The sequence below is a fragment of the Paenibacillus sp. FSL R5-0486 genome, assembly GCF_037975155.1.
Classification (GTDB): domain Bacteria; phylum Bacillota; class Bacilli; order Paenibacillales; family Paenibacillaceae; genus Paenibacillus; species Paenibacillus amylolyticus.
Genome location: NZ_CP150237.1, coordinates 6757697 through 6783202, shown reverse-complemented (window position 1 = coordinate 6783202; position 25506 = coordinate 6757697). Strand labels below are relative to the sequence as shown.

Genomic DNA, 25506 nt, shown 5'->3' with positions numbered 1-25506 from the left:
GAGATTGAGCCAATGTACGATGGATTTAAAATATTTTCTTTAAGAAGTGGTGAATGAGCTCATGGATCTCTGTCACATGTGTTTCGAGAGCAAAATGCCCAGTATCAAGTAAATGCACTTCTGCAGATGGGATATCACGCTTATAAGCTAAAGCTCCAGCAGGAAGAAAAGCAGGATCATTTTTACCCCATACAGCTAGAAGAGGAGGTTGATAATTGCGGAAATAAGTCTGAAATTCAGGATAAAGATCCACGTTTGTTCTATAATCGAGGATTAAATCCAGTTGGATTTCTTCGGCTTCCGGGCGTGACATGTAGGCAATATCCAGTGAATATCCGTCTGGTGAAACAAGGCTAGCATCAGTTCCATGAAGATACTGAAAGTTACGGATAGTTTCGGGGGTTAAGGAATCACGACATGCTTCACGATTTTCAGGTGTTGGAGAGTGCCAATACATCTCCCAAGGTCCCCATGCGTCACTAAACCCTTCGACATATGCGTTGCCATTCTGACTAATAATGGCTTGAACTTGTTCCGGGTGAGCCACTGCCAAGCGATAACCGACAGGTGCCCCATAATCAAACACATACATTACATATTTCTTAAGAGCTAATGCTTCAGTGAAACCTTCAATAACTCGAAACAGGCTGTCAAATGTGAAGTCAAACTGACTACGGGGTGGAGTTGTTGTGCGACCAAACCCAGCAAGATCAGGGGCAATGACACGGTATTGTTCTGCCAGTTTGGGGATAAGGTCGCGAAACATATGACTAGAGGATGGAAACCCGTGTAATAGTAAAATAACTTGGCCATCCTTAGGCCCGGCTTCACGATAAAAAACTTCGACATCTCCAACTTTCTGGTGCTGATAACTAATCTTCATTTTTTACATCTCCTTCTGGATTCATTAAGAAGTCCAATATTATTTCTCTTACTTACTTGTAGAACTGGTGATGACGTGTTTTTATTGTATAATTAATATATTTATTTGAATAATGAATAGATTGAATGCTAGCTATTCTAAATCGAAATACAAAAGGGTGAAAGATATGATAAATTCCTTAGAGGGTCGTTATTTTCAGGCATTTATTGCTTTGCTTGAAGAGAAGAGTTTCAGCCGAGCTGGGGAGCGCTTAGGTTATGTCCAGTCCACAGTAACAACTCATATTCAACAGCTGGAGAAGATCTGCGGACAGAAGTTGTTTCATCGATTTCCACGAGGGGTGGAACCTACGGAAGCTGGAAAAGTATTTTCCAAATATGCTTATCAGTATGTCCACTTAAGTGAATCCCTTAAAGAAAGTATGAATGATATGAATCAACCGTGCGGAACAATAAATATTAGACTACAGGAATCCTTTTTTCTTACACGCATGCTTCCATTTGTACAGGAATATACGAGAAACTTTCCAAGCGTAAATTTACGTGTTGAACAAGGGGCGCATCAAGATATTCTAAAAAGTGTGCTGGATTATGCCCTGGATTTTGGCATTGTTCCTCAAAACCCTGAGCGACATGACATTCTCTTTTATCCGATTATGGAAGAGACTATTGTTTTTGTTGCATCTGAGGATTTGGTTCGGAAAGTGGAAAGTGTAGGGGCGCAGATTCTAAATGACGAGGTGTTTATCAGTAACGGCACATCTTGTTTGTATCATACGACTGCTGTAGATGTTCTAAAGAATGAAGGGATTGTGGTTAAGGATGCGTTAGAGCTTTCAAGTCTTGAGATGATCAAGGAACTTGTATGCTGTGGAAAAGGTTTTGCCTTGGTCCCTAAAATAGCGATCAAAAACGAACTAAAGATGGGTAGATTAAAAATTCTTCCTTTTACTTCTAAAATAAGCTTTACGCATGGTCTGATTGTTCATAAAAATCGAGAGCGTAGTTTTACTGCTGAAAGTTTCCAATCGGAACTACTGAAATATTTTAAAGAATGTTGATCCATCAGCTCTTGTAGCCTTCTGAAATGGTAAAGGGTTGAATGAAGATTGTGTGTAATTCAAATAACGCACATGTTCATCCTTGCAGGATTGATCTTGTACGTTATAGATGTGTAATCTTGAAGAAACTTCAGTACTTGGTGATTCACTATGAAGCTCTTTTTAGAATATTAAAAAAATAAAATCAGTTCGCGCCCTTTCGATCCGGGAGCTGGCTCAAATAACTGTTGGACAAGTGTGCAAGATCCAATGCCCTATCATATTGTTCCTTGGTTATAAACCGCGAAGGAGACACCCCACTGTTATTGGGTGTGGAGAATACTGAAGGTACCTTTTCCGCCGAAATCTTCGATATCTCTTCTGAAGGAATACCCGTCTGCTGTTGCTCGGCATCTTGTCTGCCCGCATCAGCTAGGGAATAATGCGTTCCGTCCCCGTATCCTTTCGCCGGTATGAAGAGAGAAGCATCGTTTAGCACGGAACCGGAAGGAAGATAATATCGTTCGGGTAGGAGATTTCCACCTTCATGCAACAAATCCTGTCCGAAGTGTAATTGGTCCTTCAGCGATACTCCGGTGAATCCCGCAATCGTTGGCAGAATGTCCACCTGGCCTCCGATCTGCTCCAGCTGTACACCCGGAGTAGCACCCGGGGCTGAGATAATGAGTGGAATATTAATCATATCTGCTGATGTGTATTCCCGACCATACAACTCTTTCATAAGGACTTTGTCATCCCGATCCAGTGAATAGATGGGAAGTCCCAGGTGATCCCCGTACAAGACAAACAAACTATTTTCCCATAATCCCCGTTCTTTCAATCCAGCAATCAACTGTCCAACTGCCTCATCCGCATAATGCTGTGATATCAGATAATTACCGGGCAACGTATCCTTGTAACGCTCTGGCAGCGTCAGCTTCACCTTGTTTTTAGGCAAAGTGTACGGGTGGTGGGCTGACATGGAGATGATATGGGCATAGAAGGGATCACCCGAAGACTGCATGGATTCCAGCTTATCCAGTGTTTTGGAATATAGGACTTCATCCGAGGCCGAAAAGGCGATAGAGTCCTGTGTGCCGAAATAATTAATATCATAATACTGGTCGAATCCAAGTGCCTTGTATAACTGATCCCGATTCCAGAAACGAACATCATTTGTATGGAATGTAGCTGTCTGATATCCGTTTGCTGACATCAGCTTGGGTAGACTCGGCAGAGCTTTATCCGCATATACAGTTGTTGCTGCCCCGTTCGGCGGGGTGTAGAACGATGTGTTCACAACAAATTCTGCATCCGATGTATTTCCCTGTCCCACTTGCTGATAAAAGTTCGGAAAATACAGGCTCTGTCTAGCCAATTGATTCAGATTAGGCGTAATTTCCTGTCCATCTACCTCTAATCCAATCAGAAAGTTCTGGAACGATTCCAACTGGAGCATAATCACGTTGCGTCCGCTCGCGGCACCCTTCTCCACAATCGCAGGAAGTTCGGTCGTTTGTTTCAGCTGGTCGATGTCAGTCTGATCAATGTGAGCGATGGGCACAGGTTTATCAGGTCGATCCAGGATGGTATACGCCTCGTAACCGAGGATGCCCATCTGTTCTGCTTGTGTAAGCTCACTCATGCTGGCCCGATTGGGATAGATGTTAAGCATGCACAGGATCATGGACAAGGTCAGAATGACCGAGGCAACCCTTCTTCTGGCACGTCGTTCAAGCGGAATGCGGTTCGGACGTTCTGTACTCCCGAGCTTGATCCGACGACGAATGAGTATCCCCCCAATGATCAGAACGTCTGCAAAAATAAACAAATAATAGGGGTCAAGCAAAGAAAACATGCTGCTCTTGACCGAGGTCACCTGATTCACTTGTGCCAACGCATGATAGTTAACGATTACGCCATAGTATTTGTAGTACATGATGGCTGCAAAGAAAATCCCTGAGAGCAGCAAATTCATGGCAAGGTATATCCACATTCGCCGCTTGGCAGCAAACCACTCAATTAGACAGAAGCCGATCCAGATGAGCGGCAATTCGGTCAGCAGTGGTTTCCAGACAGGGATGTCATCGAAGATAACAATCCAGGCCAGTGAACTTTTGATCATCATGATAATGGTAAAGAATATAAACGGTCCGCTTAGAAATCGGGTGAGTGAACTGCGTGACAAGGTACCGCCTTCCCTTCCGAAGTTTCATTTAACAAGTATTATCCTATCTCAGCATGGCTGTGTCAAAAATGAGAGCCTTCTACAATTGACGGCAAAAAACCTCTTCCATGCAGGAAGAGGTTTGAAAAACATGGGCCACTGCGATAAAAGCCAGATGCGACCCAATTTCGTTATTCTATAGTGTACGTTGTGACGTAAGAAGGTCTGGGGAACATGGTAGGCTTCTGTGCGGTCAGGCCTTCGCTTGTACTGCGGTTACGGTGAGCGTGACTATATGCTTGGGATTCCTGCCAGCCTTTGAAGTGTTCTTCCGACTGCCAGAGTGTAAGTACGACATACGTGTCATCCTTCAGAGGACGAAGCACACGAATACCAACAAAGCCAGGCTCGTCTTCTACCTTGCGGGCACGGTTCTTGAACCGTTCTTCGAAGTCGTTACGACCATCCTCTGTGACAGGGATATTGTTGAGAACAGCGTAACCACCGCCAGTCCAGGAGCCTGCGGCATCAAAAGCTTCATATGCCGCTACTTTATCATCAGACTCAATATTCATCAGGCGTTCTGCGGATTCAATAGCCAGACGCACGTGCTCTTCGCTTCGCAAAGTCAGATGCGGGTATGCAGCAAGTGCATCCGGAATCGGTGAAGGAACCAAATAGATATACATAGAAGCTGCCTCCTCATATAAATACAATCCACTTCAACATAGCATATGGGATTGTGCGAGTCCAATCGGTTCACATGTATCGGACAGGTGGGCTAATTCCGAGCTGAGTAGTATAGGTTTGCCGCAATAGAAGATAAACAATGAATGACAAACACTGCAGTAATAATGAAAAAGGAAAGCGATATTCCGTCTAGCATAACTACGAGGATCCAAGCCAGAGCAAGACTGATAGTGGTCGCATTCCAGGAGAAGGCTTTTGCTCTCGTGATACAATAGAGGTACCGCTCATCCAGTCCGTTTTGCTTTTTTGCAATCAACCTTGTGAAAAAAATAATGAGTATTGCAAATAACAAACCAGCTACAATTCCACCGATCCCGATCATCCGATTCAGTAATTCAGAACTCAATATTCTCATCTCCTTCAAAAATAAATAATTCCTCGATCTGACAGCCAAATAATTGGGCAAGCTTGTGAGCAAGCACAAGAGAAGGTTTGTACTTTCCGGATTCCAACGATATGATGGTCTGCCTGGAGACCTTTAGCCGTTGAGACAGTTCTTCCTGTGTGATGTGCATATGTATTCGTTTGTCTCTGATTAGATTTTGCAAGTATATCCTCCCATAAGTAAAGTTCGCTTTACGTAAAGTTAACTTTACTTATGCGACGATGGAATGTCAATCTCTCTTTATAATATTTTCCACTTCTTCGAGGTGGTGCTGTGTCCAAAAGCATATTTCATGATAAAGTATAATCACTACAAACAGAACGGGTGATCGTATGACAACAACAATTCGGATATCGGTTAGACCTTTGGTGGAGTATGTGTACCGCAGTGGCAGCATACGTCCAGGGTTCCGGACCAATGCCTCGATGCAGGAGGGAACTCGAATTCATCAGCGGGTACAGAAGGAGTACACGGAAGAGGATCTCAAAGAGATTGTGCTCGAAGCTGAGATTCAACATGGGGATCTGACCTATGTGGTGGAGGGACGATGTGATGGTCTGATCCGGTTGGAGGGTCAGTTGACGGTGGATGAGATCAAATCAACTGCGGGCAATCTGGATGATCTGGGAGAAGGTCTTCCCGTACACTGGGCGCAGGCGATGATGTATGCCTATATGTACGCCGTTCAGCAAGACGAACCACGTATGCAAGTTCAGTTGACGTATGTGCATTCGGTTACCCATGAAGAAAGACGGTTTCGCCGAATGGCAGAACGACAGGAACTGGAGCAGTTTGCGGCAGAAGTGATTGCCGGTTATGCGCCATATGCAGAGATGATCGCTGCATATGAAGAAAAGCGTGATATCAGTGTGAAAGAGCTGCCGTTTCCTTTTCGCAAATACAGGGAGGGACAGCGAAAGCTGGCAGGAGCCGTTTACAAAACAATCCGTGAGGGTCAGGGATTGATGGCCAAAGCACCAACAGGCATTGGTAAAACGATGTCCGTACTGTTCCCCACGGTCAAAGCGATTGGCGAAGGCGAAGCAAGCCGATTGTTCTATCTGACCGCGAGGACGACGACACGGGTGGCGGCGGAAGAAGCTTTTGCCCGGATGCAATCGGAAGGATTGAAGATGCATGTGATCAGTCTGACCGCGAAGGACAAGATATGTTTTAAAGAAGAGGAAGCTTGTGATACGGGGCAATGCGGCATGTGTGAAGGATATTATGACCGTATTAACGGGGCCGTGCTGGACATGCTGGAACATGAGACGTTGATGACACGTCCGGTCATCGAGCAGTATGCGCGCAAACATCGGGTGTGTCCCTTTGAGTTTTCTCTGGATGCGGCATATGCTGCCGATGCGGTGATCTGTGATTATAACTATATTTTCGATCCGAGGATCTCTCTGAAAAGAATGTTGGAGGAGCAGAAACGCAAGACGGTGTTATTGGTGGACGAGGCTCATAATCTGGTGGATCGTGGCCGAATGATGTTTTCCGCTGAGCTGGAGAAGGCAGTATTTCTGGATGTGAAAAGAGAGTTCCAGTCGCTGGACAGCAGTGTGCCTGCTGCCAAAGCCATTGTTGACTACACCGGGGCCATTGATAAGTATCTGATTACCCTTCGGAAAAACGGTGGAGAAGAAGGAAAGATCATCCAGCAGGAAGCACCGGAGGAACTGATTGAACGACTGGAGCCTTTTGTCATGGTTGCGGAGCAATGTCTTGTTGAAGGTGGTTCAGGGAATGCCGAGACGGATCAGTTGCTGTTGGATGCCTACTTCACGGCACAGAATTTCCTGCGTATTGCCAAGCTGTATGATGAACGTTTTATTACGTATGCAGAGTGTGTTCGAAGTGAAGTGAGAGTGAAGTTATTTTGTCTCGATCCTTCGGTACTGCTTCGTCAGACGGCCAAAGGATTCCGCTCCCTCATTCATTTTTCGGCCACATTGTCACCCCTTCGCTATTATCGGGATATGCTGGGTGCAGAGGAAGAGGATTATACATTGCAGATTCCCTCTCCATTTCAGCGCGAACAATTGGATGTGAGACTCCTGCCCTTATCCGTGCGTTATAAGGACAGGGAACAGTCCCGGCGACCCATTGCGGAGATGCTGCAACAGCTGGTAAGTGAATGGCCGCGCAGTAATCTGATGGTATTCTTCCCTTCCTATCCTTATATGCGCGAGATATATGAAACCTATGCACAACTTCCGAATGAAGCGGATACGGTCATACAAAAGCAAGGCATGAACGAACTGGAACGGGAGCAGTTTTTGGATGGATTTCAGCCGAATCCTGAACGAACACGCTTGGTATTTGCCGTCATGGGTGGCGTATTCTCGGAGGGTGTCGATCTGCCGGGAGACCGCTTGAATGGCGTCGTTGTGGTAGGTGCGGGGCTGCCGCAGATTGGTCTGGAGAACAACGTATTACGTGATTACTATGATCGGACAGGACGCAACGGATTCAATTACGCCTATATTTTCCCGGGTATGAACAAGGTGCTGCAGGCGGGTGGACGGCTGATTCGGACGGAGGAAGACAGGGGTGTGCTGGTGCTGGTCGACGATCGGTTTATCCAGGAACCTTATCGTTCCCTGTTGCCCGAGGAGTGGCGGGACTATAAACGAATTTGAATATGATGCATCTCCACAGTAATTTTCAATGGAATCAGGCAAATGCTGAACCAAGAAGTTTAACATTTTTCTCAAATTTCTTTCCTTTATATGATTGAAGGGTAGGGTGAAAGGGTTATAACTTGGTTAGCAACGAACGAACAACGGCGATTACCCTATCCGTTCCGCGGTCCGCTTCGAAAGCAATCAAGGAGGTCGGTTATAATGAAGAGGAATCATACCATGATGCAGTTTTTTGAATGGCACCTGGCTGCAGACGGAGATCATTGGAAGCGACTGGCTGAAATGGCCCCGGAACTGAAAGCCAAAGGCATTGACTCGGTATGGGTGCCACCCGTAACCAAGGCAGTGTCAGCAGAAGATACAGGTTATGGTGTATATGATCTGTACGATCTGGGCGAATTTGATCAAAAGGGTACCGTACGGACCAAATATGGCACCAAGCAGGAACTGGTGGAGGCCATTGCTGAGTGTCAGAAGAACGGCATTGCCGTCTATGTGGATCTGGTTATGAATCACAAGGCCGGAGCAGATGAGACGGAAGTGTTCAAAGTGATCGAGGTTGATCCCAATGATCGAACGAAGGAAATTTCTGAGCCGTTTGAGATTGAGGGCTGGACCAAATTCACATTCCCGGGTCGCGGGGATCAATACTCCTCTTTTAAATGGAACTCTGAACACTTCAACGGCACGGACTTTGATGCCAAGGGAGAACGAACAGGTGTATTCCGCATCGCAGGAGAGAATAAAAAATGGAATGAGAATGTCGATGATGAGTTTGGTAACTATGACTATCTGATGTTCGCCAATATAGATTATAACCACCCGGATGTTCGGCGCGAGATGATCGATTGGGGGAAATGGTTGATCGATACCCTCCAGTGTGGTGGGTTCCGGCTGGATGCGATTAAGCATATCAACCATGAATTCATTAAGGAATTCGCAGCAGAGATGATCCGCAAACGCGGTCAGGATTTCTACATCGTAGGCGAGTTCTGGAATTCAAACCTGGATGCATGTCGTGAATTCCTCGATACGGTAGACTATCAGATCGACCTGTTTGACGTGTCTCTTCACTACAAGTTGCATGAGGCTTCGCTTGCAGGCAGAGACTTTGATCTCTCCAAAATTTTTGATGATACCTTGGTTCAGACACATCCTACCCATGCGGTAACTTTTGTAGATAACCATGACTCCCAACCTCATGAAGCGTTGGAATCATGGATTGGAGACTGGTTTAAGCCAAGCGCCTATGCGTTGACGCTATTACGTCGCGATGGTTATCCGGTTGTATTTTACGGGGATTATTATGGCATTGGTGGTCCTGAACCTGTGGATGGCAAAAAAGAAATTCTGGACATTCTGCTGTCTGCCCGTTGCAACAAAGCGTATGGAGAGCAGGAAGATTACTTCGATCACGCCAATACGATTGGCTGGGTACGTCGTGGCGTAGAGGAAATCGAAGGTTCCGGTTGTGCAGTGGTCATCTCCAACGGGGATGACGGTGAGAAGAGAATGTTCATCGGAGAGCATCGTGCTGGTGAAGTCTGGGTGGATCTGACGAAGAGCTGTGATGATCAGATTACCATTGAGGAAGACGGCTGGGCCACCTTCCATGTGTGCGGTGGAGGCGTCTCGGTATGGGCTCTTCCTGAACAGAATGAGGACTGTGCTGACGCTGAGTAACGGCATGTGCCAGGCAGGATAAGAAAAGGTACACCGACCGCATAAAAACAGTATATAGATAGATCGTTATCGTTAAACCATCTGAACAGGAGAGCGAGTATACCTGTGTCCAGGTGGTTTTTTGCATTTATCTAGGTACAAATAAAACTCCATCCTAACGAACCGAGGGCACCTTATTTGCACTGAATTAGCGTTATTGGAATTCTAACGAATCTCAGTAACCTTATTACTCTCAAAAACGATTGAAATAGCGCCAATTGGAGCAACATCACCAGATTAACGCGTTTGAGATTCGTTAGAATACTGGTAACTCGGATTTCAGCCGAATAAGGTCTCTCAGATTCGTTAGCTTAACGTGGGTTAAGTGTCGCCGCCATACGCAAACGAATCACTGCTACAATTAAAAACATGAAATGAGAAAGGAATCAGCTTAGATTTAACAGCAGGATAAGATTATTACTCTTCAAAATACTGATTCATCGTATCCCACATTCGCTTGAACTCACTTCGTTCCATTGAAAATGCTCCAGGCTTCTCAGGTTTATGATGAGAAGTTGGCTCAAAGTTTAAGTATTCATGGTGTGTAGTACACTCATAGTTTTTGCTGTTAATGAGGAATTCAATTCTGTCCTTAAAGGGTCTTTCCAGTAATTTAACCACCATGATGTCTCCACTACTGGTGCTTCTTGCAGGAGAATATATCAGAAAGTAACCTTGTTCAATTCGATATTCCATAGCAATGACCTCCATTAGAATATAGGTCCAAATACGATAATATCCGATGCCCTCTCTCCGTTTACCTACTCCAGTTCAAATGATTCCAACGTGCCAACCATCCGCAGATCATGCTCGCGGTTGAATTGTTTCCGTTTGTCCGCATCCGCGTACTCGTCATGATAATGCATCAGTACGGTTTTCTGTCTCACTTCGGCAGGCAGTTGTTCCAAATCGTTCAGTGAAGTGTGTGACTTGATCACCAGATCATGCATATGACATTCATGGAAAATCAGCTGCACATCAGCGGCAACTTGCTCCACCCGTTCCTGGTCGAGTGTACTGTCAGCACTGTAATAGAAGTAAGGCTTGGCGAGTAGCCCATTGCTGACCATACCGGGAACATGCTGTGTCCGAAACGTCTCAAACGTCACGCTGCCCAGTTCGAATGTGCCTCCATCTGGCAGGGGAACGACATCGTAGTAATCACTCATGGTACGTTCACCATCCGTTGTGTAGCGCATGCCGGGAGATAGAATGTTCCAGAGTTGCTCTACCAATTGTTCGTGGATGAACAGACGGGGTTTGCGGTCGCCTACGATCTGTGCGTAATAACCCAGCATCTGTACACCATTAATATGATCTTCATGCAAATGAGTAATGAACACGTTGTGGATATCGGTCATGGCGAATCCATATTCCTTGAGTGCTTTAGCATTTGATTCTGGAAAATCAATGACCAGATGCGTGTCTCCGAATTCAGCCAACATACTATTGTGGTGCTGCTCCACGCTGAACATATCTCCAGTGCCGAGAAAAGTAACTTTCAATTCATTTCATCTCCTTGTGTGATCTTCAGATCAGCATCCTTGCGTTAAATCCAGTATACCTTGTTCCCGAATATATGCCTAAATCAACCTTTTTTGATAACGCTATCATTTTATATTGAACTTTGATGATAAACAGTGTAGCGTAAAGATGGGAAGTGAACCCATATGAACGTAAACTCACCTAAAGGGAGCGTGCGAGGCGAATGAAATCTTTTCTGGATGAACAATTTTTGCTGCACAATGAAACGGCGATCAAGTTATATGAGGATTATGCCAAAGACATGCCGATTATTGATTATCATTGCCACCTCAGTCCTCAGGAGATCTACGAGAACAAAACCTTTGGCAATCTTACAGAGGCTTGGTTATACGGTGATCACTATAAGTGGCGGCTCATGCGCGCAAACGGAATTGAAGAGCAATATGTGACCGGCGGCGAGGGAGTAACCGATTACGATCGTTTCCTGGCTTATGCCAAAACGGTACCGATGATGATTGGTAATCCACTGTACGCCTGGTCTCATCTGGAATTACAGCGATATTTCGGCGTCTACGAAGTATTGAATGAGACAAGCGCACCGGCCATCTGGGAAAAAGTAAATGCCAAACTGAACAGTGACGGATTCGGTGCACGCGATCTGATTACCAAATCCAATGTCACTGTTGTGTGCACAACCGATGATCCAACGGATTCTCTGGAGTATCATCTGAAAATTCAGGAAATCGAAGGCTTTGATACGGCGGTATTACCTTCTTTCCGCCCGGATAAAGGCTTGGAATTGAACCGGGATACCTTCGTGGAATGGGTGGGCAAGCTGTCGCAGGCATCTGGCACTGCCATTTCAGATTATGAATCCTTCCTTGCTGCGCTGGAGTCACGTGTGGAATTTTTCCATTCCGTCGGCGGCAGAGTCTCTGACCATGCACTTGATTATGTTCCTTACGGCGTGGCTACACGCGAAGAAGCAGCTGCCATCTTTGCAAAGGTACTTGCGGGTCAGAAGGTAACTCGTGAGGAAGAGGACAAGTACAAGACGGTAACGCTGACGTTCCTTGGCAAACTGTATGCAGATCGGGGCTGGGTGATGCAGTTCCACATTAATGCAGCCCGTAACAACAACACACGGATGTTTGCCAAACTTGGGCCGGATACTGGTTACGATGCCGTGAATGATACGCCGCTTTCCGCAGCGATGATTGGATTGCTCGACGCGTTGGAGCAGCAACAAGCACTGCCCAAAACGATTCTGTATTCTCTGAATCCAAGGGACAACGAAGTGCTCGCGGCGATCATCGGCAGCTTCCAGGGCGGGGGCATTCCGGGCAAAATCCAGCTTGGTGCCGCCTGGTGGTTCAATGATACGAAGGATGGCATGCTCGCTCAGATGAAAGCCTTGGCGAATGTTGGTCTGCTCAGCCGATTTGTCGGTATGCTGACCGATTCACGCAGCTTCCTGTCCTATACCCGGCATGAGTATTTCCGTCGTCTGGTCTGCAACCTAATTGGTGAATGGGCCGAACAAGGGGAGGCACCGCAGGATATGGAGTTGCTCGGTCAGATCGTACAGGGTATTGCCTACAACAATGCAAAAGAGTATTTCCCGTTTGCCTCAGTGCCTAAAACAGTCTCTGCTTCACAGTCCTGATGAGTAACAAACGCACCTAATCATGCAATTTATACAATAAGAAGATTCTTTTGTGTCTACTTTTCAATCGTAATAAAATGCTCCCCTTCCTTACCTCCGGGCCATCATCCACCGGAGTAATGAACGGGAGTTTCTTTATAAGTTGAATTCATGGAATTGTACATAATAACTATAGTGGGCTCCAATGGAGGCCATATGACAAAACCCATAATCAAGCGCGTGTATGCTCTTGGTTATGGGTTTATGTTGGTTATTTTTAGATGTTTGACAATGGCTTCTTGCGATAATATACTTAGTACACCTAATTAATTGTGCATCTATTTAATTGTATTACTATTTAATAGATGTCCTATGATGTTGGATGTCTATGGAATGATAAAGAAAGAAGGAGGGACCCATTATGACTGGTATAGATCCGGTCGCTCAGAAGCTTTTGTACTCCATTATGCAGTTTAATAAAGGCAAATGGAGGCAACATAAACCTCATGGGCGCAATCACAATGAAATTATGGTGCTGGGTTGTTTACTCCACGGGATGCATCCGGGAGAACAATTGAACTGGCAGGACAATCCGCCTGATTTCAATGACACGATCGAATCCAACCATCCCGGGATGAAAGTCTCGGAAATCAGCGCATTGCTACGAGTGAAGTCACCGACCATTACACCTGTTATTCGTGGCCTTGAAGATGAGGGGCTGGTCAAACGGACGATGGACCCGGAGGATCGCCGTGCTGTCCGCATCACGATTACTGAAGCAGGTCGTGAAATTATTCGGGCTGCTCACCAAGAACGCATGGAAATATTCAATAAGTTAGTTGAGCATTTGGGTGAGCAAGACAGTACTCAGCTGGCTGAGTTGTTGACAAAGGTATACACCTTTTTTGATACATTAACTTCCTTGCAAAAGGATGATTCGACAAGAGGAGATGATAAGCCATGATGAAACTGTTTCGCATGCTGAAGCCATACCAAATTCCGATTATTTTTATTCTGGTGTTGGTACTGTTTCAGTCGCTTGCTGAATTGTACCTGCCTACGTTAATGGCAGATATTGTGAATGACGGCATCATTAAAGGGGATATCCCGTATATCTGGCAGATTGGTGGATGGATGTTGGTCATCGCGATTGGCGGAACAGCGTGTTCGGTGATTGCCAGTTATCTCTCATCTCGAACAGCGGGTGGATTTGCCAAACAACTGCGTAGCAGAGTATTCCGCCATGTGGAGAACTTCTCTCTCCAAGAGTTCGATAAGATGGGTACTGCTTCGCTGATTACGCGTACGACGAATGACATCACACAGGTACAGAATGTACTTACAATGATGCTGCGCATGATGATTATGGCTCCGCTCATGTGTATCGGGGGTATCTTCATGGCGGTATCTCAGGACGCCAAATTATCTACGATTTTCCTGGTCGTGCTTCCGGTACTCGGTGGAGCTATTGCGCTGATTGGTGCCAAGGGTTTACCTTTGTTCAAAACCATTCAGAAAAAGCTGGACCGACTCAACCTGGTGCTGCGTGAGCAGTTAACAGGGATTCGGGTTGTTCGTTCCTTTAACCGTGGGGAGCATGAGAAAGTGCGCTTTAACGGGGCCAATACAGAACTGAGAGATTCATCGATCAAAGTTAATGTGCTCATGGCGACCATCATGCCTGTGATGATGCTGGTTATGAACTTTTCGATGATTGCCATCCTTTATTTTGGTGGAATGCGGATCGACAGCGGCAATATGAACATCGGTGCATTGATTGCCTTCATCCAATATGCAATGCAGATCATGTTCTCACTTATTATGGTTTCGATGATCTTTGTCATGATTCCAAGAGCTTCAGCATCGGCAGAACGGATTAACGAAGTGCTTGATATGCAGCCGGATCTTAGCAATCCCGAGCAGCCTCGTGGTATGAAATCCATGCAGGGTATGATTGAGTTTGACAATGTAACTTTCCGTTATCCGGGCGCAGAGAATCCAGCTTTGTCCAATATCTCCTTCACAGCTCGCTCAGGTGAGACAACAGCTATTATCGGTGGTACGGGTTCTGGGAAATCGACATTGCTCAGCCTTATTCCACGATTTTATGATGTGACCGAAGGCAGTGTTCGGGTAAATGGTACGGATGTGCGTGAAATTCGGCAGGAAGATCTGCGTGCCAAAATTGGCTTTGTACCACAAAAGGCAGTCCTCTTTACGGGTACGATTACGGAGAATATTCGTCACGGGAAAGATGATGCCACAATGGATGAAGTTGTTCACGCGGCCCGTACAGCTCAGGCGGAGAACTTCATTACCGAGATGAAAGAGGGATATGACAGCCTTATCGCACAAGGTGGTAACAACGTATCTGGTGGACAAAAGCAACGTCTGTCCATCGCTCGCGCACTTGTTCGCCGTCCGGAAGTTTATATCTTTGATGACAGTTTCTCTGCTCTCGATTTCAAAACGGATGCTAAACTTCGTGCTGCGCTGAAGTCCGAAACGACAGAAGCGGCTGTGCTGATTGTTGCGCAACGCGTAAGTACAGTAATGGATGCCGATCGCATTTTAGTTATGGATGAGGGCCGAATTGTCGGTTCAGGAACACATAAAGAGCTGCTGGAGCACAATGAAGTGTATCGCGAGATTGTATCCTCCCAGCTGACAGAGGAGGAGATCGCATGAGTGAACGTACAGAACGTAAGTCGCCTCGTCCCCATGGTGGGCCGGGTCCAGGTCCCGGAATGGGCATGCGACCTCCCGCTGAGAAAGCAAAAGATTTCAAAGGCACACTGCGTCGCTTGATTCGTTATCTCCAGCCCCATAGTTCTCGTCTGCTAGGTGTGCTGGTTGCAGCCATTTTGAGTACCGTATTCAGCATCATCAGTCCAAAAATTATGGCCGAAGGAACGGATATTCTCAGTAAAGGCGCCATCGCCATCCTTCAGGGTGTACAGGGAGCCGGGATTGATTTTCCTGCATTAATAAAAGTATTATACCTGCTTGGCGGACTCTATCTGTTCAGTGCTGCATTTATGTATGTTCAGCAATACCTGATGGCCGGTGTGGCCCAACGTGTTGTGTATGACATGCGTGAGCAGATCAGTGCGAAGGTTGGACGTCTTCCTTTGAAATATTTTGACTCCCGCACAACTGGGGAGACACTTAGCCGTGCCACGAATGACGTGGACAATATCAGTAATACACTTCAGCAAAGTTTGGCACAGTTCATTACGTCCATCGTCACAATTGTCGGCGTAATTATCATGATGCTGACGATTAGTCCATGGATGACGCTGATCACGATTTTGACGTTGCCACTCAGTGTAGTTGTTGTCATGCTGGTTGCATCTCGTTCGCAAAAACACTTTGCGGGTCAACAGAAATCCCTTGGGGAACTGAATGGTCATGTCGAAGAGATGTACACCGGACACAAGGTTGTCAAAGCATTTGGACGTGAAGAACAATCCGTACAGCAATTTGAGAAGGTCAATGAAGAACTGTATGAATCTGGCTGGAAAGCCCAGTTTATCTCGGGTATTATTATGCCGCTCATGAGTTTTGTGGGTAACTTGGGTTATGTACTGATCTGTGTGGTCGGTGGGATCTTCGTTACACGTGGTTCTATCTCCATCGGGGATATTCTGGCCTTTACACAATATTCCCGTCAATTTACACAACCGATTAACCAGATTGCAAATATCTCCAATATTATTCAATCAACGATTGCTTCGGCAGAACGGGTATTCGAGTTGCTGGATGAAGAGGAAGAAGTTCCAGAGTCCAAACAACCCGTGCAACTACAGCAGCCTAAAGGTGCGGTTGCATTCCAAGGTGTTAATTTTGGATATAAAGAAAATGAACTGCTCATTCATAACATGAATATTGATGTAAAACCGGGACAGACGGTAGCCATTGTTGGACCAACGGGAGCCGGTAAAACCACTCTGATCAACCTGTTAATGCGTTTCTACGAAATTCAGGATGGTCGGATTACGATTGACGGTGCAGACATTAAGGACATGGAGCGTGGTAAGCTGCGCAGTCTGTTCGGCATGGTGCTTCAGGATACCTGGTTGTTCAACGGAACGATTCGGGACAACATCGCCTATGGTCGAGAAGGTTCTACGGAAGAGGATGTAATCAAGGCAGCCGTTGCGGCACATGCGGATCACTTTATCCGTACACTGCCTGATGGTTATGATACGGTGCTGAATGAAGAGGCGTCGAACATCTCTCAAGGGCAGAAACAGTTGCTGACCATTGCAAGAGCGATTCTGGCGAACCCGGCCATCCTCATTCTGGATGAAGCGACGAGTAGCGTGGATACACGGACCGAAGTATTTATCCAGAAAGCAATGAATGATCTGATGAAGGATCGCACAAGCTTTGTCATTGCACACCGTTTGTCTACCATTCGCGGCGCCGATCTGATCCTGGTTATGGATCATGGTAACGTGATTGAACAGGGTAATCATGATGAATTGATGGCAAGTCAGGGCTTCTACGCCGATCTGTACAATAGTCAGTTTGCGGAGCAACAACCGCAGGCGATCTGATTACACTGTAACTAACTAGAATAGCCGGGAGCACTCTTAGGGGTGCTCCCGGCTATTTGTCGTGTATCCAGAGGAGTCGATTCTAATGTGGAGCAGATTGGATTCGTTTGGATACGATGGATCTATAAGATATGAAGGAACGTTGGCATGGTAATTGGGTTGTGGTGCTCGTCAGCCTTTCAGTTGTTTGCGTGAGGTGCAGACAGGATGAGGGTTCATCCTTCGTCCATGCTAACGAATCGTAGACACCTTATATGGAGGATTATCAAGCACTCCCAATTCTAACGAACTTGAGACATGTTATTTCTCTGATAAGCAACACAAAGCGGTAAAATAAACTGCAGAATGCGGAAATAAAGTGTCTATGATTCGTTAGAACGCCGGTATTGTGGAATTGTGCCTATTAGAGTGTGCTGAGTTCGTTAAAATATTCTAATAAACCTTAGTCATAATTGTCTTACATATGCCATGCGTGCAAAAATAAAAACGGGACGAAGCGGTGTAACTACACTGCTTTGTCCCGTTTATTTATATTTTGAATTCATTGTACATCAATCTAGATACAAGCATACGAGCATAAGCTGACCGAGTGGGACATCCAGATTAGTCATGAGATACTTTGTAAGCCTCAGTTTGGGCATAGCATGACCCGCATTTTACTGATCCTTAGTCTCCTTTGCAGGTTCATCTGCCCCGTTGCTAGAGATCGAGTTCACTTCTACTTTTGCGTCGTCGCTGTTAGCTTCCTCCAGCGCAGACGGAGCGGGTTCGCCCGGGATTAATTCGCGCTGCTCAATCATGCGTTTGACAACCTCATAACAGTCATTCACATGTTTGTTACCTACATAGCGCATGGCTGTGAAGCTGAGTGCGGCAGCCAATCCCTGTCCTGCAAAAGGAATAAATTTGGCAACGGATTTGGTGGCTACGCGTACGCCGACTCTTGTCAGAACCTGGACAACCAATTCCTTGGTGATCATACGACCAATGACTTTGCTTCCGATGGACATCACGAATCCATAGATCATGGATTTGGTCTCGGGGTCCATGCCGTCCAGCTGTTTTTGTGATAATCCGAATTTATTGTTAATGGCAGGCAACAGCTGCATCAGCATCCCCACATCAGCCAGTACGTCTGTACCGGGCAGCGGAACGAGTGTTGTACCGGCAGAAGCGGTAGCTCTTTTGCGAACCATGGTACGGCATTCCTTGCGAACTTGCTCCAATTGTTCCAACGTTGCCGGAATCATAGGGAATCCCTCCATTCGTATATGGTATAGATATAACCGTTTTGACTCAATTTGAATGGGTTCTCACCAGCAAAATTTGCAACCTTATGACATTAAGGTGCCGAGAAACCCTTTTTCTCATGCATACATCTGGTTAAAAAAGGAATTGGCTAGTTAGATAAAAGGGTTATCTATTTAAGTTTAACTATACATTTACACGAGAACGTAGAGGACAGAAATAGCCTGAAGAAGCGAAGTGTTGGCCTAAAAGCTTTCTGAAAGAAAGCTACATCGGAAGCATACGCTTATCACCAGATTTTCACCTTTGTAAAAGTAAATCAGAAAAATCTGGGGATAACAGCGATCGGAAGGTTATTCTGGCATCGGAGTGGCATGTGTGAATATTCTTAAGTTGAACTTATATAGCTATTACGAATGAATGAGGATTAGGATGCATACCTGATTGGGAAACCTATTTGGAATCATGATGAGTACTTAGCGAAGGGCTTGTTTACGGCTTCAACCTTTGTGGGTAAAGGGTAACAAGCATTGGAATGGAGGAAGAGGGATGGAGTTTAACAAAGCGTTGTTAATTCATCATCATCATTCGGGCAAGGCCAGTCGTGAGAATACAGTGGGCCTTGTGGCTGGTGTGCTGGCTCCCGCTGTCCATGAACTCGTCATTGTGCGTACGGATGAAGCTGGTGAAGGAGAGAAGTTGTGTCGTGAACGCGGGGAGCAATTCGATGTGGTGTTTATCCTGGGTGGGGATGGCACGGTGCATGAATGCGTGAATGGACTGGCTGATCTGCAACATCCTCCGTTGATTGGTATATTGCCTGGAGGCACCTGTAATGACTTTGCCCGTTCACTCGGGATTTCACCGGATGCAGAGACTGCGGCACAAGAAATGCTGGCAGGTCGGGTGGTATCCATTGATGTTGGACGAGCTAATGATCGGGTGTTCACGAACTTTTTTGGCATTGGCTTGATCAGTGATGCTTCGCAGAATATTAACGAGAATTTGAAAGGCGCGCTGGGTAAGCTCAGTTATTTTATCAGCACTTTACAGACAATTAGTCATACAGAGCCGTTTCGTTACCAACTGGAGGCGGATGGGAAAGAGATGGAAGGCGAAGCGGTGATGATCTATGCAGCCAATGGCCGTTTTCTGGGAACAAATGCATTGCCCTTTGCACCGGATGCGTTGCAGGATGGCGAACTGGACGTGCTCATTATTCATGAGACAGGCATTCCGCTGCTGCGAGAGATTCTGTCGCACAAGCCAGAGGGAGAATGGCAACCTCAGAGTGAGAGTATTTCATACTTCAAGGCATCTACGTTAAAAGTGAAGACGGATGCGCCGATGTCAGCTGACACGGACGGCGAATTGTATATGAAGACACCCGCCGAGCTGTCGGTGCTGACGGGTCATCTGAAGTTTCTAACCGGGGAGGGTTATTAAATCCCCCGGTTTTTTAGTTTGATTTTAGTTGATCGAAAACTTAAACATTCCCTGGCTGATCTCTCATATCACGTTGCCTGAACTCATCCTCAAGCATGCTCATCTGAATGGCATCATGGTATTGATGATTGTAGAACAAGACATCCCGCTTCACACCCTCGCGCTGGAATCCAAGCTTCTCATACGTGCGAATGGCTCGTTCGTTGAAGGCGTACACCTCAAGCTCGATTCGATGCAGGTTACAGATTCCGAAGCCGTAGTCCAGCATAAGTAACAACGCCTCGCTACCGTAACCTTTTCCTTGATGCTCCGCCTGATCGATGGCAACCCGGATATGTGCACTGCGATTCTTGGCATGCATGTCCATCAGGACGACATCTCCGATGATCTGGTCATTTTCCTGTAAAGCAATAAGTAGCATGAGTCTGGTGTCATCTTGTGCAGCGCTCTCAACATAACGTTCGACCTGAGCGCGTGTGAAACTGTTCTGTGTTCCCGTCAGCCTACGCATCTCGGCGTCAAACAGACCGGGGAAGTATGCATCCACATCTGTAATCTCGAAGGGACGCAGATATATGCGCGACGTTTCCAGCAGACGTGGGATACGTGGGGAAGGTTTTGAATGTGACATTAGTTGTTCCTCCTATAGGTTCAAGGCGGGACTGATCGAGATGGCCCTGCCTCTTAAAGTTGGCGTTACACATTGATGATGACATGAGTATATCCCAATACTGTATACTTCCAAATATACAGTTTTAATTAATTTTGCAGGACAGATGAGGTGCATCATGATGATTACATTACCGAAGCTAGACGAGAACGATAGTGCGCCAATCTATGTACAGCTCTCGGATCATATCAAAAGGGAAATCATTCACGGGGATTGGGCTGAACATAGCCGATTGCCTTCGGTGCGAAAACTTGCCGAGATGCTTGGAATAAGCACTACTCCGGTGGAATGGGCCTATCAGCAATTGATCGCCGAAGGATATATATACAGTCAGCCACGTCGTGGCTATCATGTTCGTGCCATGGTGGACAGCGATCATGTCATGCAGATTGGGCAAACAGATAAACAGACAGCCGGACAAGCTCCCGTGGCCCAAACGACGTGGTCAGACCATCAGGCAATACGCCCTGCCCGAGCAGTTCAATATGATTTTCATATGTCACGCAATGATTTCAGCCTGTTTCCAATTGCCAAGTGGCACCAATATGTTAATCGAATCTGGCGGGAAGAAGCGAAGGAGTTGTTGTTCTATGGAGACCCTCAGGGAGAATGGGGACTACGATGTGAGATTGCTGTCTATCTTGCGCAGTTCAGGGGAGTCAGCTGTTCTCCCGAGCAGATTGTTGTGGGTGCTGAACAGCATCTGCTAATGTCTCTATTAGCACAGACCCTTCTTCACAAAGGAGAATCAACGCATTCCATCGGTGTAGAGAATCCTGGATACCGACTGTTACCTGGTACATTCCGCAATTATGGTTATCGGGTTGTCCCGATCTCTCTGGATCCTGATGGCATAAACTTAACGGAGCTGGAACAGGCCGGGGTAAAATTGGCGGGTGTGTCACCCTCTCACCAATTTCCACTAGGTATGACCATGCCGATCACTCGCAGATTGGCGTTGCTCGAATGGGCGGAACGAACAAAGGCATACATTATCGAAGATGATTACGATGGAGAGTTCCGGTATCATGGAAGACCAATCCCATCAATGCAGGGGCTACGCGAGAGAAGTCGCGTAATCTATATGGGTGGTTTCTCGCAGGTGCTCGCACCTGCTCTTTGTATCCATTACATGGTGCTTCCGAGAGAATTAATGGAAGATTTTCGCGAAATGTATAAGAATGTTCTATTCGAGCAATCAGCCTCCCGACTCCATCAGCGAACATTGGAGATGTTCATGGGTGAAGGAGAACTGGGCAAGCATATCCGTAAAATGCGTAATGTCTACAAACGAAAGCATGACCTGATCGTTCAGGCCATTCAGATGCATTTTGGAGATCGGGTTGAAATAAGGGGTCAACATTCCGGATTCCATCTGGTATTGCGAATGGTAACCAAACAGTCAGCCACAGAATTGGTAACCGCAGCGATAGAGGCAGGGATACAGATCAGTTCAACGGAATATTTGTGGGCGAACGGGAGCAGACCAGCAGACGGCAAAAGAGAGTTCATTATCGGTTTTGCCGGAATAGAGCCGGAACGCATTGACCCGGGTATTGCCGCATTGGCTAGAATCTGGAGCTAGCATCAGTTCCGCTTAACCGCTCCATCCAGAAACAGCGCCACCAGTTCCTGCGCGAGTTCCTCAATGCTGCCGCCATTCATGTTGCGTACATCTTCGCGGTTCGCGAGCATTAGCAGTGACGTAAATGCATGGGCAAGCAGCATAGGGTTGCCGACCCGCAAATAACCATTATCCATCTCCTTCTGAAAATGGGTAGCTAGTACCTCGAATATGCGAACCTCTGCTTCCCGAATCTGAGCGAGCTGCTCCGTGTCCAGATGTTTCTCGGCTTCTCGCATCATGGTCTCCGTTTCAATATGGGAATGCTGCATCTTGGCTTCGGCAACCTTAACCAGTCGTTCTTGCAACGTATCAGGTTCATCCAGACGGAGCGAAGTCTGCTGCATGCCCATCGCCATCATGCGGGTGATGGCAACGGTGAACAGGTCGGCTTTGCTGGTGAAATGATAATAAATTGATGCTTTGGTCACATTACATAACGAAGCGATCTGCTGGAGAGAGACGGGTTCATACCCGTATTCCATAAACAGACGTGACGCGGTCATCAATATGTTTGATTGCACAGATGCTTGATCCACACCAGTTTTGGGTCTACCCGGTGAACGGGGAATGTTTGTTTTTTTGCTCATAAGTACATACCTCTTTACGTATTTAATTGCTTGTTAGAAGTGTTCACAAAATTAGGCATTGCAAAATTAACCTTCCGGTATATATAATTAACTCGATTATACTATGACCCGTGGTTCATTACTACACCATCATATATATTAGGGCTTCATAGAAACAGAATAGGGAGATGAAGAGACAATGCAGGAAGGTTCGGGTTACGGCCGCTGGGTTGCCGGCAAACGAAGCAAATGGATTACGCTGTTGGTATGGATCATTATCGCCGTTGTGCTTGGCATGGTATGGCCTGCTGTAGGTGATCGTGAAACCAATAACGCACAGGATCTGAGTGAATCCAAACCATCGGTTCAGGCAGCTGCACTTGCCGAGAAGGAATTCCCTGGCGGTGAAGGATTGCCCGCGCTGATCGTATGGCGTCAAGCCGGCGGTCTGACAGATGAGCAGATTCAGAACATTCAGGCATTAACGGAGCGACTGGATCAAGATCCGGTAGAACAACAACAGTCCGTTGTGCCACTCTATCAATTGCCACCACAGGCATTGAAAGGCCAGCTTTCGGAAGATGGAAGTACTTTGGTTATGCCACTTTTCTTCAATGAAGGTGCCGATTCAGAACAATTGAAGGAAGCTATTGAAGCACTTGAGCAAAAAACACAAGACATCTTCGGGGCAAATCCGTTCGATGTAGCCATAGATGATACCAATACTCTGATTGCCCGTGTGACAGGGCCAGTAGGGATATCCATTGATGCGAGCGGGTTATTCTCCTCCGCCGATGTATCCTTGCTGATCGCTACGGTTGTACTGGTATTAGTACTGTTGCTGTTGATCTACCGCTCGCCGGTATTGGCGATTATCCCGATCATTGCCGTTGGATTCGCGTATATGGTGACAAGCCCCATTCTCGGATTCATGGCGGATCAGGGCTGGATTACGGTGGATGCACAGTCCATTTCGATCATGACCGTGTTGTTATTTGGAGCAGGAACGGATTACTGCCTGTTCATGATCTCCAGATACCGCCAGATTCTCTATCATGAGCCGGACAAAAAGAAAGCCATTTTCCAGGCAATTACCGGATCATCTGGCGCCATTGCCATGAGTGGATTCACGGTCGTTGCAGCACTACTGGTACTGTTGCTGGCTGAATACGGTGCATATCATCGCTTTGCCGTACCATTCAGTCTGTCCATCTTTATCATGTTTATTGCAAGTCTGACACTGGTTCCGGCGCTTCTGGCGATCTTCGGTCGGGGTTCATTCTATCCGTTCGTACCACGTACACATGAGATGGAAGTGGGGCGTGCTAAGAAAAAAGGCAAACCGGCTCCTGCCCCGCGCAAAGTGAAGGAAAGCTGGATTGGCCGTGTTGTAGTAACAAAGCCATGGACCGTTCTTGCAATTACGTTGGTATTGCTGGGAGGACTGGCGGCATTCTCTACTCAGGTTAAATTCACGTATGATCTGTTGTCTTCCTTCCCGGAGGATGTGCCTTCCCGCGAAGGTTTCACCGTCATCGGTGAACAATTCTCCCAAGGTGAGCTGGCTCCAGTCAAAGTGATCGTTGATGCCGAAGGCAAAGAAACTGATCTGAAGCAACGTCTCGAATCGCTGGATTACATTAGCAAAGTAGGCGATGCTCAGCAGGGTGCCGAGAATGCCAACATTACCGCCTTTGATGTGGAATTTAATCTGAATCCATATTCCATGGAGGCAATGCAGCATATTCCAGATCTGCGAGCTACTGCGGAACAGGCGCTTCAAGACGCTGGTGTAGCTAATGTGGACAGTCAGGTATGGATCGATGGTCAGACGGCTGAACAGTATGACATTGAAGTGACTGGAGAACGGGATGCCAAGATCATTATTCCGGTGGTCATCGGCATGATTACATTGTTACTACTGTTGTACTTGCGTTCAATCGTAGCCACAGCATACCTGATTGCAACGGTTGTTCTGTCGTATTTCTCTGCACTGGGTCTGGGTTGGATCATCATTCACTACGGACTTGGCGCAGATGCCATTCAGGGAGCGATTCCGCTGTATTCCTTCGTATTCCTCGTGGCACTGGGTGAAGACTACAACATCTTCATGATCTCTAGCATCTGGCAGAAACGCAAAACGATGCCGCTTCGTCAAGCGATCAGAGAAGGTGTTGGCGAGACAAGCTCTGTTATTACATCTGCAGGTCTAATCTTGGCAGGAACGTTTGCGGTACTTGCTACATTGCCAATTCAGGTGTTGGTGCAGTTTGGTATAATCACAGCCGTTGGTGTGATGTTGGATACCTTCCTGGTTCGCCCGTTCATGGTACCGGCTATCACAGCATTGCTGGGGAAATGGGCCTTCTGGCCAGGCAAGTATGTTCCGATTGCTGAAAAGAATGAGGAGAAACAGAACCAGTCCATGTAATGCATGGATTGGGTGAGATGGACGGCGGGGCTTCAAGCCTGCTGTCCATTTCTTTATTTTCCGAACGATGATGACCTCTACCAGTTGTCCTCCTGAGATGGAATGGTGGAACTGTAAAATATCCGCAGGATGAGGCGTGATCCTTTGTTTTCTTTGTATGGGGAAGGTTTACGTAACCAAGGGTTATGGGACATAATAGAGAGAGCGTCGGCCTTGGGCAGACGGATGATCA

Annotated in this window: 20 protein-coding genes; 10 read left to right on the top strand and 10 right to left on the bottom strand. The window is 46.6% G+C overall.

Annotated elements, in window-relative coordinates; translation table 11 throughout:
• Positions 1-25: 25 nt before the first annotated feature.
• Positions 26-883: an alpha/beta hydrolase gene (locus MKY01_RS29960; protein ID WP_076319308.1), complete on the bottom strand. Its 858-nt coding sequence runs from the start codon at positions 881-883 to the stop codon at positions 26-28.
• A gap of 166 nt (positions 884-1049) precedes the next feature.
• Here MKY01_RS29960 and MKY01_RS29955 point away from each other — a divergent pair, with 166 nt between their 5' ends.
• A complete protein-coding gene (locus MKY01_RS29955; RefSeq protein WP_339284635.1) occupies positions 1050-1943 on the top strand; it encodes a LysR family transcriptional regulator in 894 nt (297 codons plus the stop codon).
• A 184-nt stretch (positions 1944-2127) separates the two neighbouring features.
• Here the strand turns inward: MKY01_RS29955 and MKY01_RS29950 are convergent, their stop codons facing one another.
• The 4 genes from MKY01_RS29950 to MKY01_RS29935 form a co-directional block, all read right to left on the bottom strand.
• Positions 2128-4110, bottom strand: a complete 1983-nt coding sequence (locus MKY01_RS29950) for an LTA synthase family protein (RefSeq protein WP_339284633.1) — start codon at positions 4108-4110, stop codon at positions 2128-2130.
• 170 nt (positions 4111-4280) lie between these two features.
• The gene (locus MKY01_RS29945; protein ID WP_036612926.1) at positions 4281-4778 is read right to left on the bottom strand and encodes an antibiotic biosynthesis monooxygenase; all 498 of its coding nucleotides are present in this window, start codon (positions 4776-4778) and stop codon (positions 4281-4283) included.
• A gap of 92 nt (positions 4779-4870) precedes the next feature.
• Positions 4871-5185, bottom strand: a complete 315-nt coding sequence (locus tag MKY01_RS29940; RefSeq protein WP_051447287.1) for a hypothetical protein — start codon at positions 5183-5185, stop codon at positions 4871-4873.
• The gene (locus MKY01_RS29935; RefSeq protein WP_036612923.1) at positions 5175-5387 is read right to left on the bottom strand and encodes a helix-turn-helix transcriptional regulator; all 213 of its coding nucleotides are present in this window, start codon (positions 5385-5387) and stop codon (positions 5175-5177) included. Before MKY01_RS29935 ends, MKY01_RS29940 begins: the two co-directional genes overlap by 11 nt.
• A 169-nt stretch (positions 5388-5556) precedes the next feature.
• On the opposite strand from MKY01_RS29935, the gene MKY01_RS29930 reads away from it, so the two are divergent.
• Together MKY01_RS29930 and MKY01_RS29925 are read left to right on the top strand one after the other, a co-directional pair.
• On the top strand, positions 5557-7869 hold the full coding sequence (locus MKY01_RS29930) for an ATP-dependent DNA helicase (protein WP_036667896.1): 2313 nt from the start codon (positions 5557-5559) through the stop codon (positions 7867-7869).
• Positions 7870-8073: 204 nt separating this feature from the next.
• A complete protein-coding gene (locus tag MKY01_RS29925; RefSeq protein WP_076328674.1) occupies positions 8074-9555 on the top strand; it encodes an alpha-amylase in 1482 nt (493 codons plus the stop codon).
• Positions 9556-10011: 456 nt separating this feature from the next.
• On the opposite strand, the gene MKY01_RS29920 is transcribed toward MKY01_RS29925, so the two are convergent.
• Together MKY01_RS29920 and MKY01_RS29915 are read right to left on the bottom strand one after the other, a co-directional pair.
• Positions 10012-10290 carry a hypothetical protein gene (locus MKY01_RS29920; protein ID WP_339284631.1) on the bottom strand — a complete coding sequence of 93 codons (279 nt, stop codon included), beginning with the start codon at positions 10288-10290 and terminating at the stop codon, positions 10012-10014.
• Positions 10291-10355: 65 nt separating this feature from the next.
• Complete coding sequence (locus MKY01_RS29915; protein ID WP_339284629.1) at positions 10356-11099, bottom strand: MBL fold metallo-hydrolase; 744 nt, start codon at positions 11097-11099, stop codon at positions 10356-10358.
• Positions 11100-11302: 203 nt separating this feature from the next.
• Here MKY01_RS29915 and uxaC point away from each other — a divergent pair, with 203 nt between their 5' ends.
• The 4 genes from uxaC to MKY01_RS29895 all read left to right on the top strand — a co-directional run bounded on the left by uxaC (position 11303) and on the right by MKY01_RS29895 (position 17286).
• Complete coding sequence (gene uxaC / locus MKY01_RS29910) at positions 11303-12745, top strand: glucuronate isomerase (protein WP_339284627.1); 1443 nt, start codon at positions 11303-11305, stop codon at positions 12743-12745.
• Positions 12746-13145: 400 nt separating this feature from the next.
• Positions 13146-13688, top strand: a complete 543-nt coding sequence (locus MKY01_RS29905; RefSeq protein WP_036612904.1) for a MarR family transcriptional regulator — start codon at positions 13146-13148, stop codon at positions 13686-13688.
• Positions 13685-15412, top strand: a complete 1728-nt coding sequence (locus tag MKY01_RS29900; protein ID WP_211085268.1) for an ABC transporter ATP-binding protein — start codon at positions 13685-13687, stop codon at positions 15410-15412. The genes MKY01_RS29905 and MKY01_RS29900 overlap by 4 nt, the downstream gene beginning before the upstream one ends.
• Entirely contained in the window at positions 15409-17286 is a 1878-nt protein-coding gene (locus MKY01_RS29895; protein ID WP_036667884.1) for an ABC transporter ATP-binding protein, read from the top strand. The genes MKY01_RS29900 and MKY01_RS29895 overlap by 4 nt, the downstream gene beginning before the upstream one ends.
• Positions 17287-17942: 656 nt before the next feature.
• Here MKY01_RS29895 and MKY01_RS29890 read toward each other — a convergent pair.
• Positions 17943-18536 (bottom strand): hypothetical protein, encoded by a 594-nt coding sequence (locus tag MKY01_RS29890; protein WP_339284624.1) that lies wholly within the window; start codon positions 18534-18536, stop codon positions 17943-17945.
• Positions 18537-19083: 547 nt separating this feature from the next.
• On the opposite strand from MKY01_RS29890, the gene MKY01_RS29885 reads away from it, so the two are divergent.
• On the top strand, positions 19084-19980 hold the full coding sequence (locus tag MKY01_RS29885; RefSeq protein ID WP_047840805.1) for a diacylglycerol kinase family protein: 897 nt from the start codon (positions 19084-19086) through the stop codon (positions 19978-19980).
• 40 nt (positions 19981-20020) lie between these two features.
• Here MKY01_RS29885 and MKY01_RS29880 read toward each other — a convergent pair whose 3' ends face one another.
• A complete protein-coding gene (locus tag MKY01_RS29880; RefSeq protein ID WP_339284622.1) occupies positions 20021-20611 on the bottom strand; it encodes a GNAT family protein in 591 nt (196 codons plus the stop codon).
• A gap of 157 nt (positions 20612-20768) precedes the next feature.
• Between MKY01_RS29880 and MKY01_RS29875 the strand changes: the two genes are divergently transcribed.
• Positions 20769-22235: a PLP-dependent aminotransferase family protein gene (locus MKY01_RS29875; protein ID WP_339284620.1), complete on the top strand. Its 1467-nt coding sequence runs from the start codon at positions 20769-20771 to the stop codon at positions 22233-22235.
• Between the two features lie 2 nt (positions 22236-22237).
• On the opposite strand, the gene MKY01_RS29870 is transcribed toward MKY01_RS29875, so the two are convergent.
• Positions 22238-22864 (bottom strand): TetR/AcrR family transcriptional regulator, encoded by a 627-nt coding sequence (locus tag MKY01_RS29870; protein WP_339284618.1) that lies wholly within the window; start codon positions 22862-22864, stop codon positions 22238-22240.
• Positions 22865-23042: 178 nt separating this feature from the next.
• On the opposite strand from MKY01_RS29870, the gene MKY01_RS29865 reads away from it, so the two are divergent.
• Positions 23043-25274: an MMPL family transporter gene (locus MKY01_RS29865; protein ID WP_339284616.1), complete on the top strand. Its 2232-nt coding sequence runs from the start codon at positions 23043-23045 to the stop codon at positions 25272-25274.
• The last annotated feature ends 232 nt before the right edge of the window (positions 25275-25506 follow it).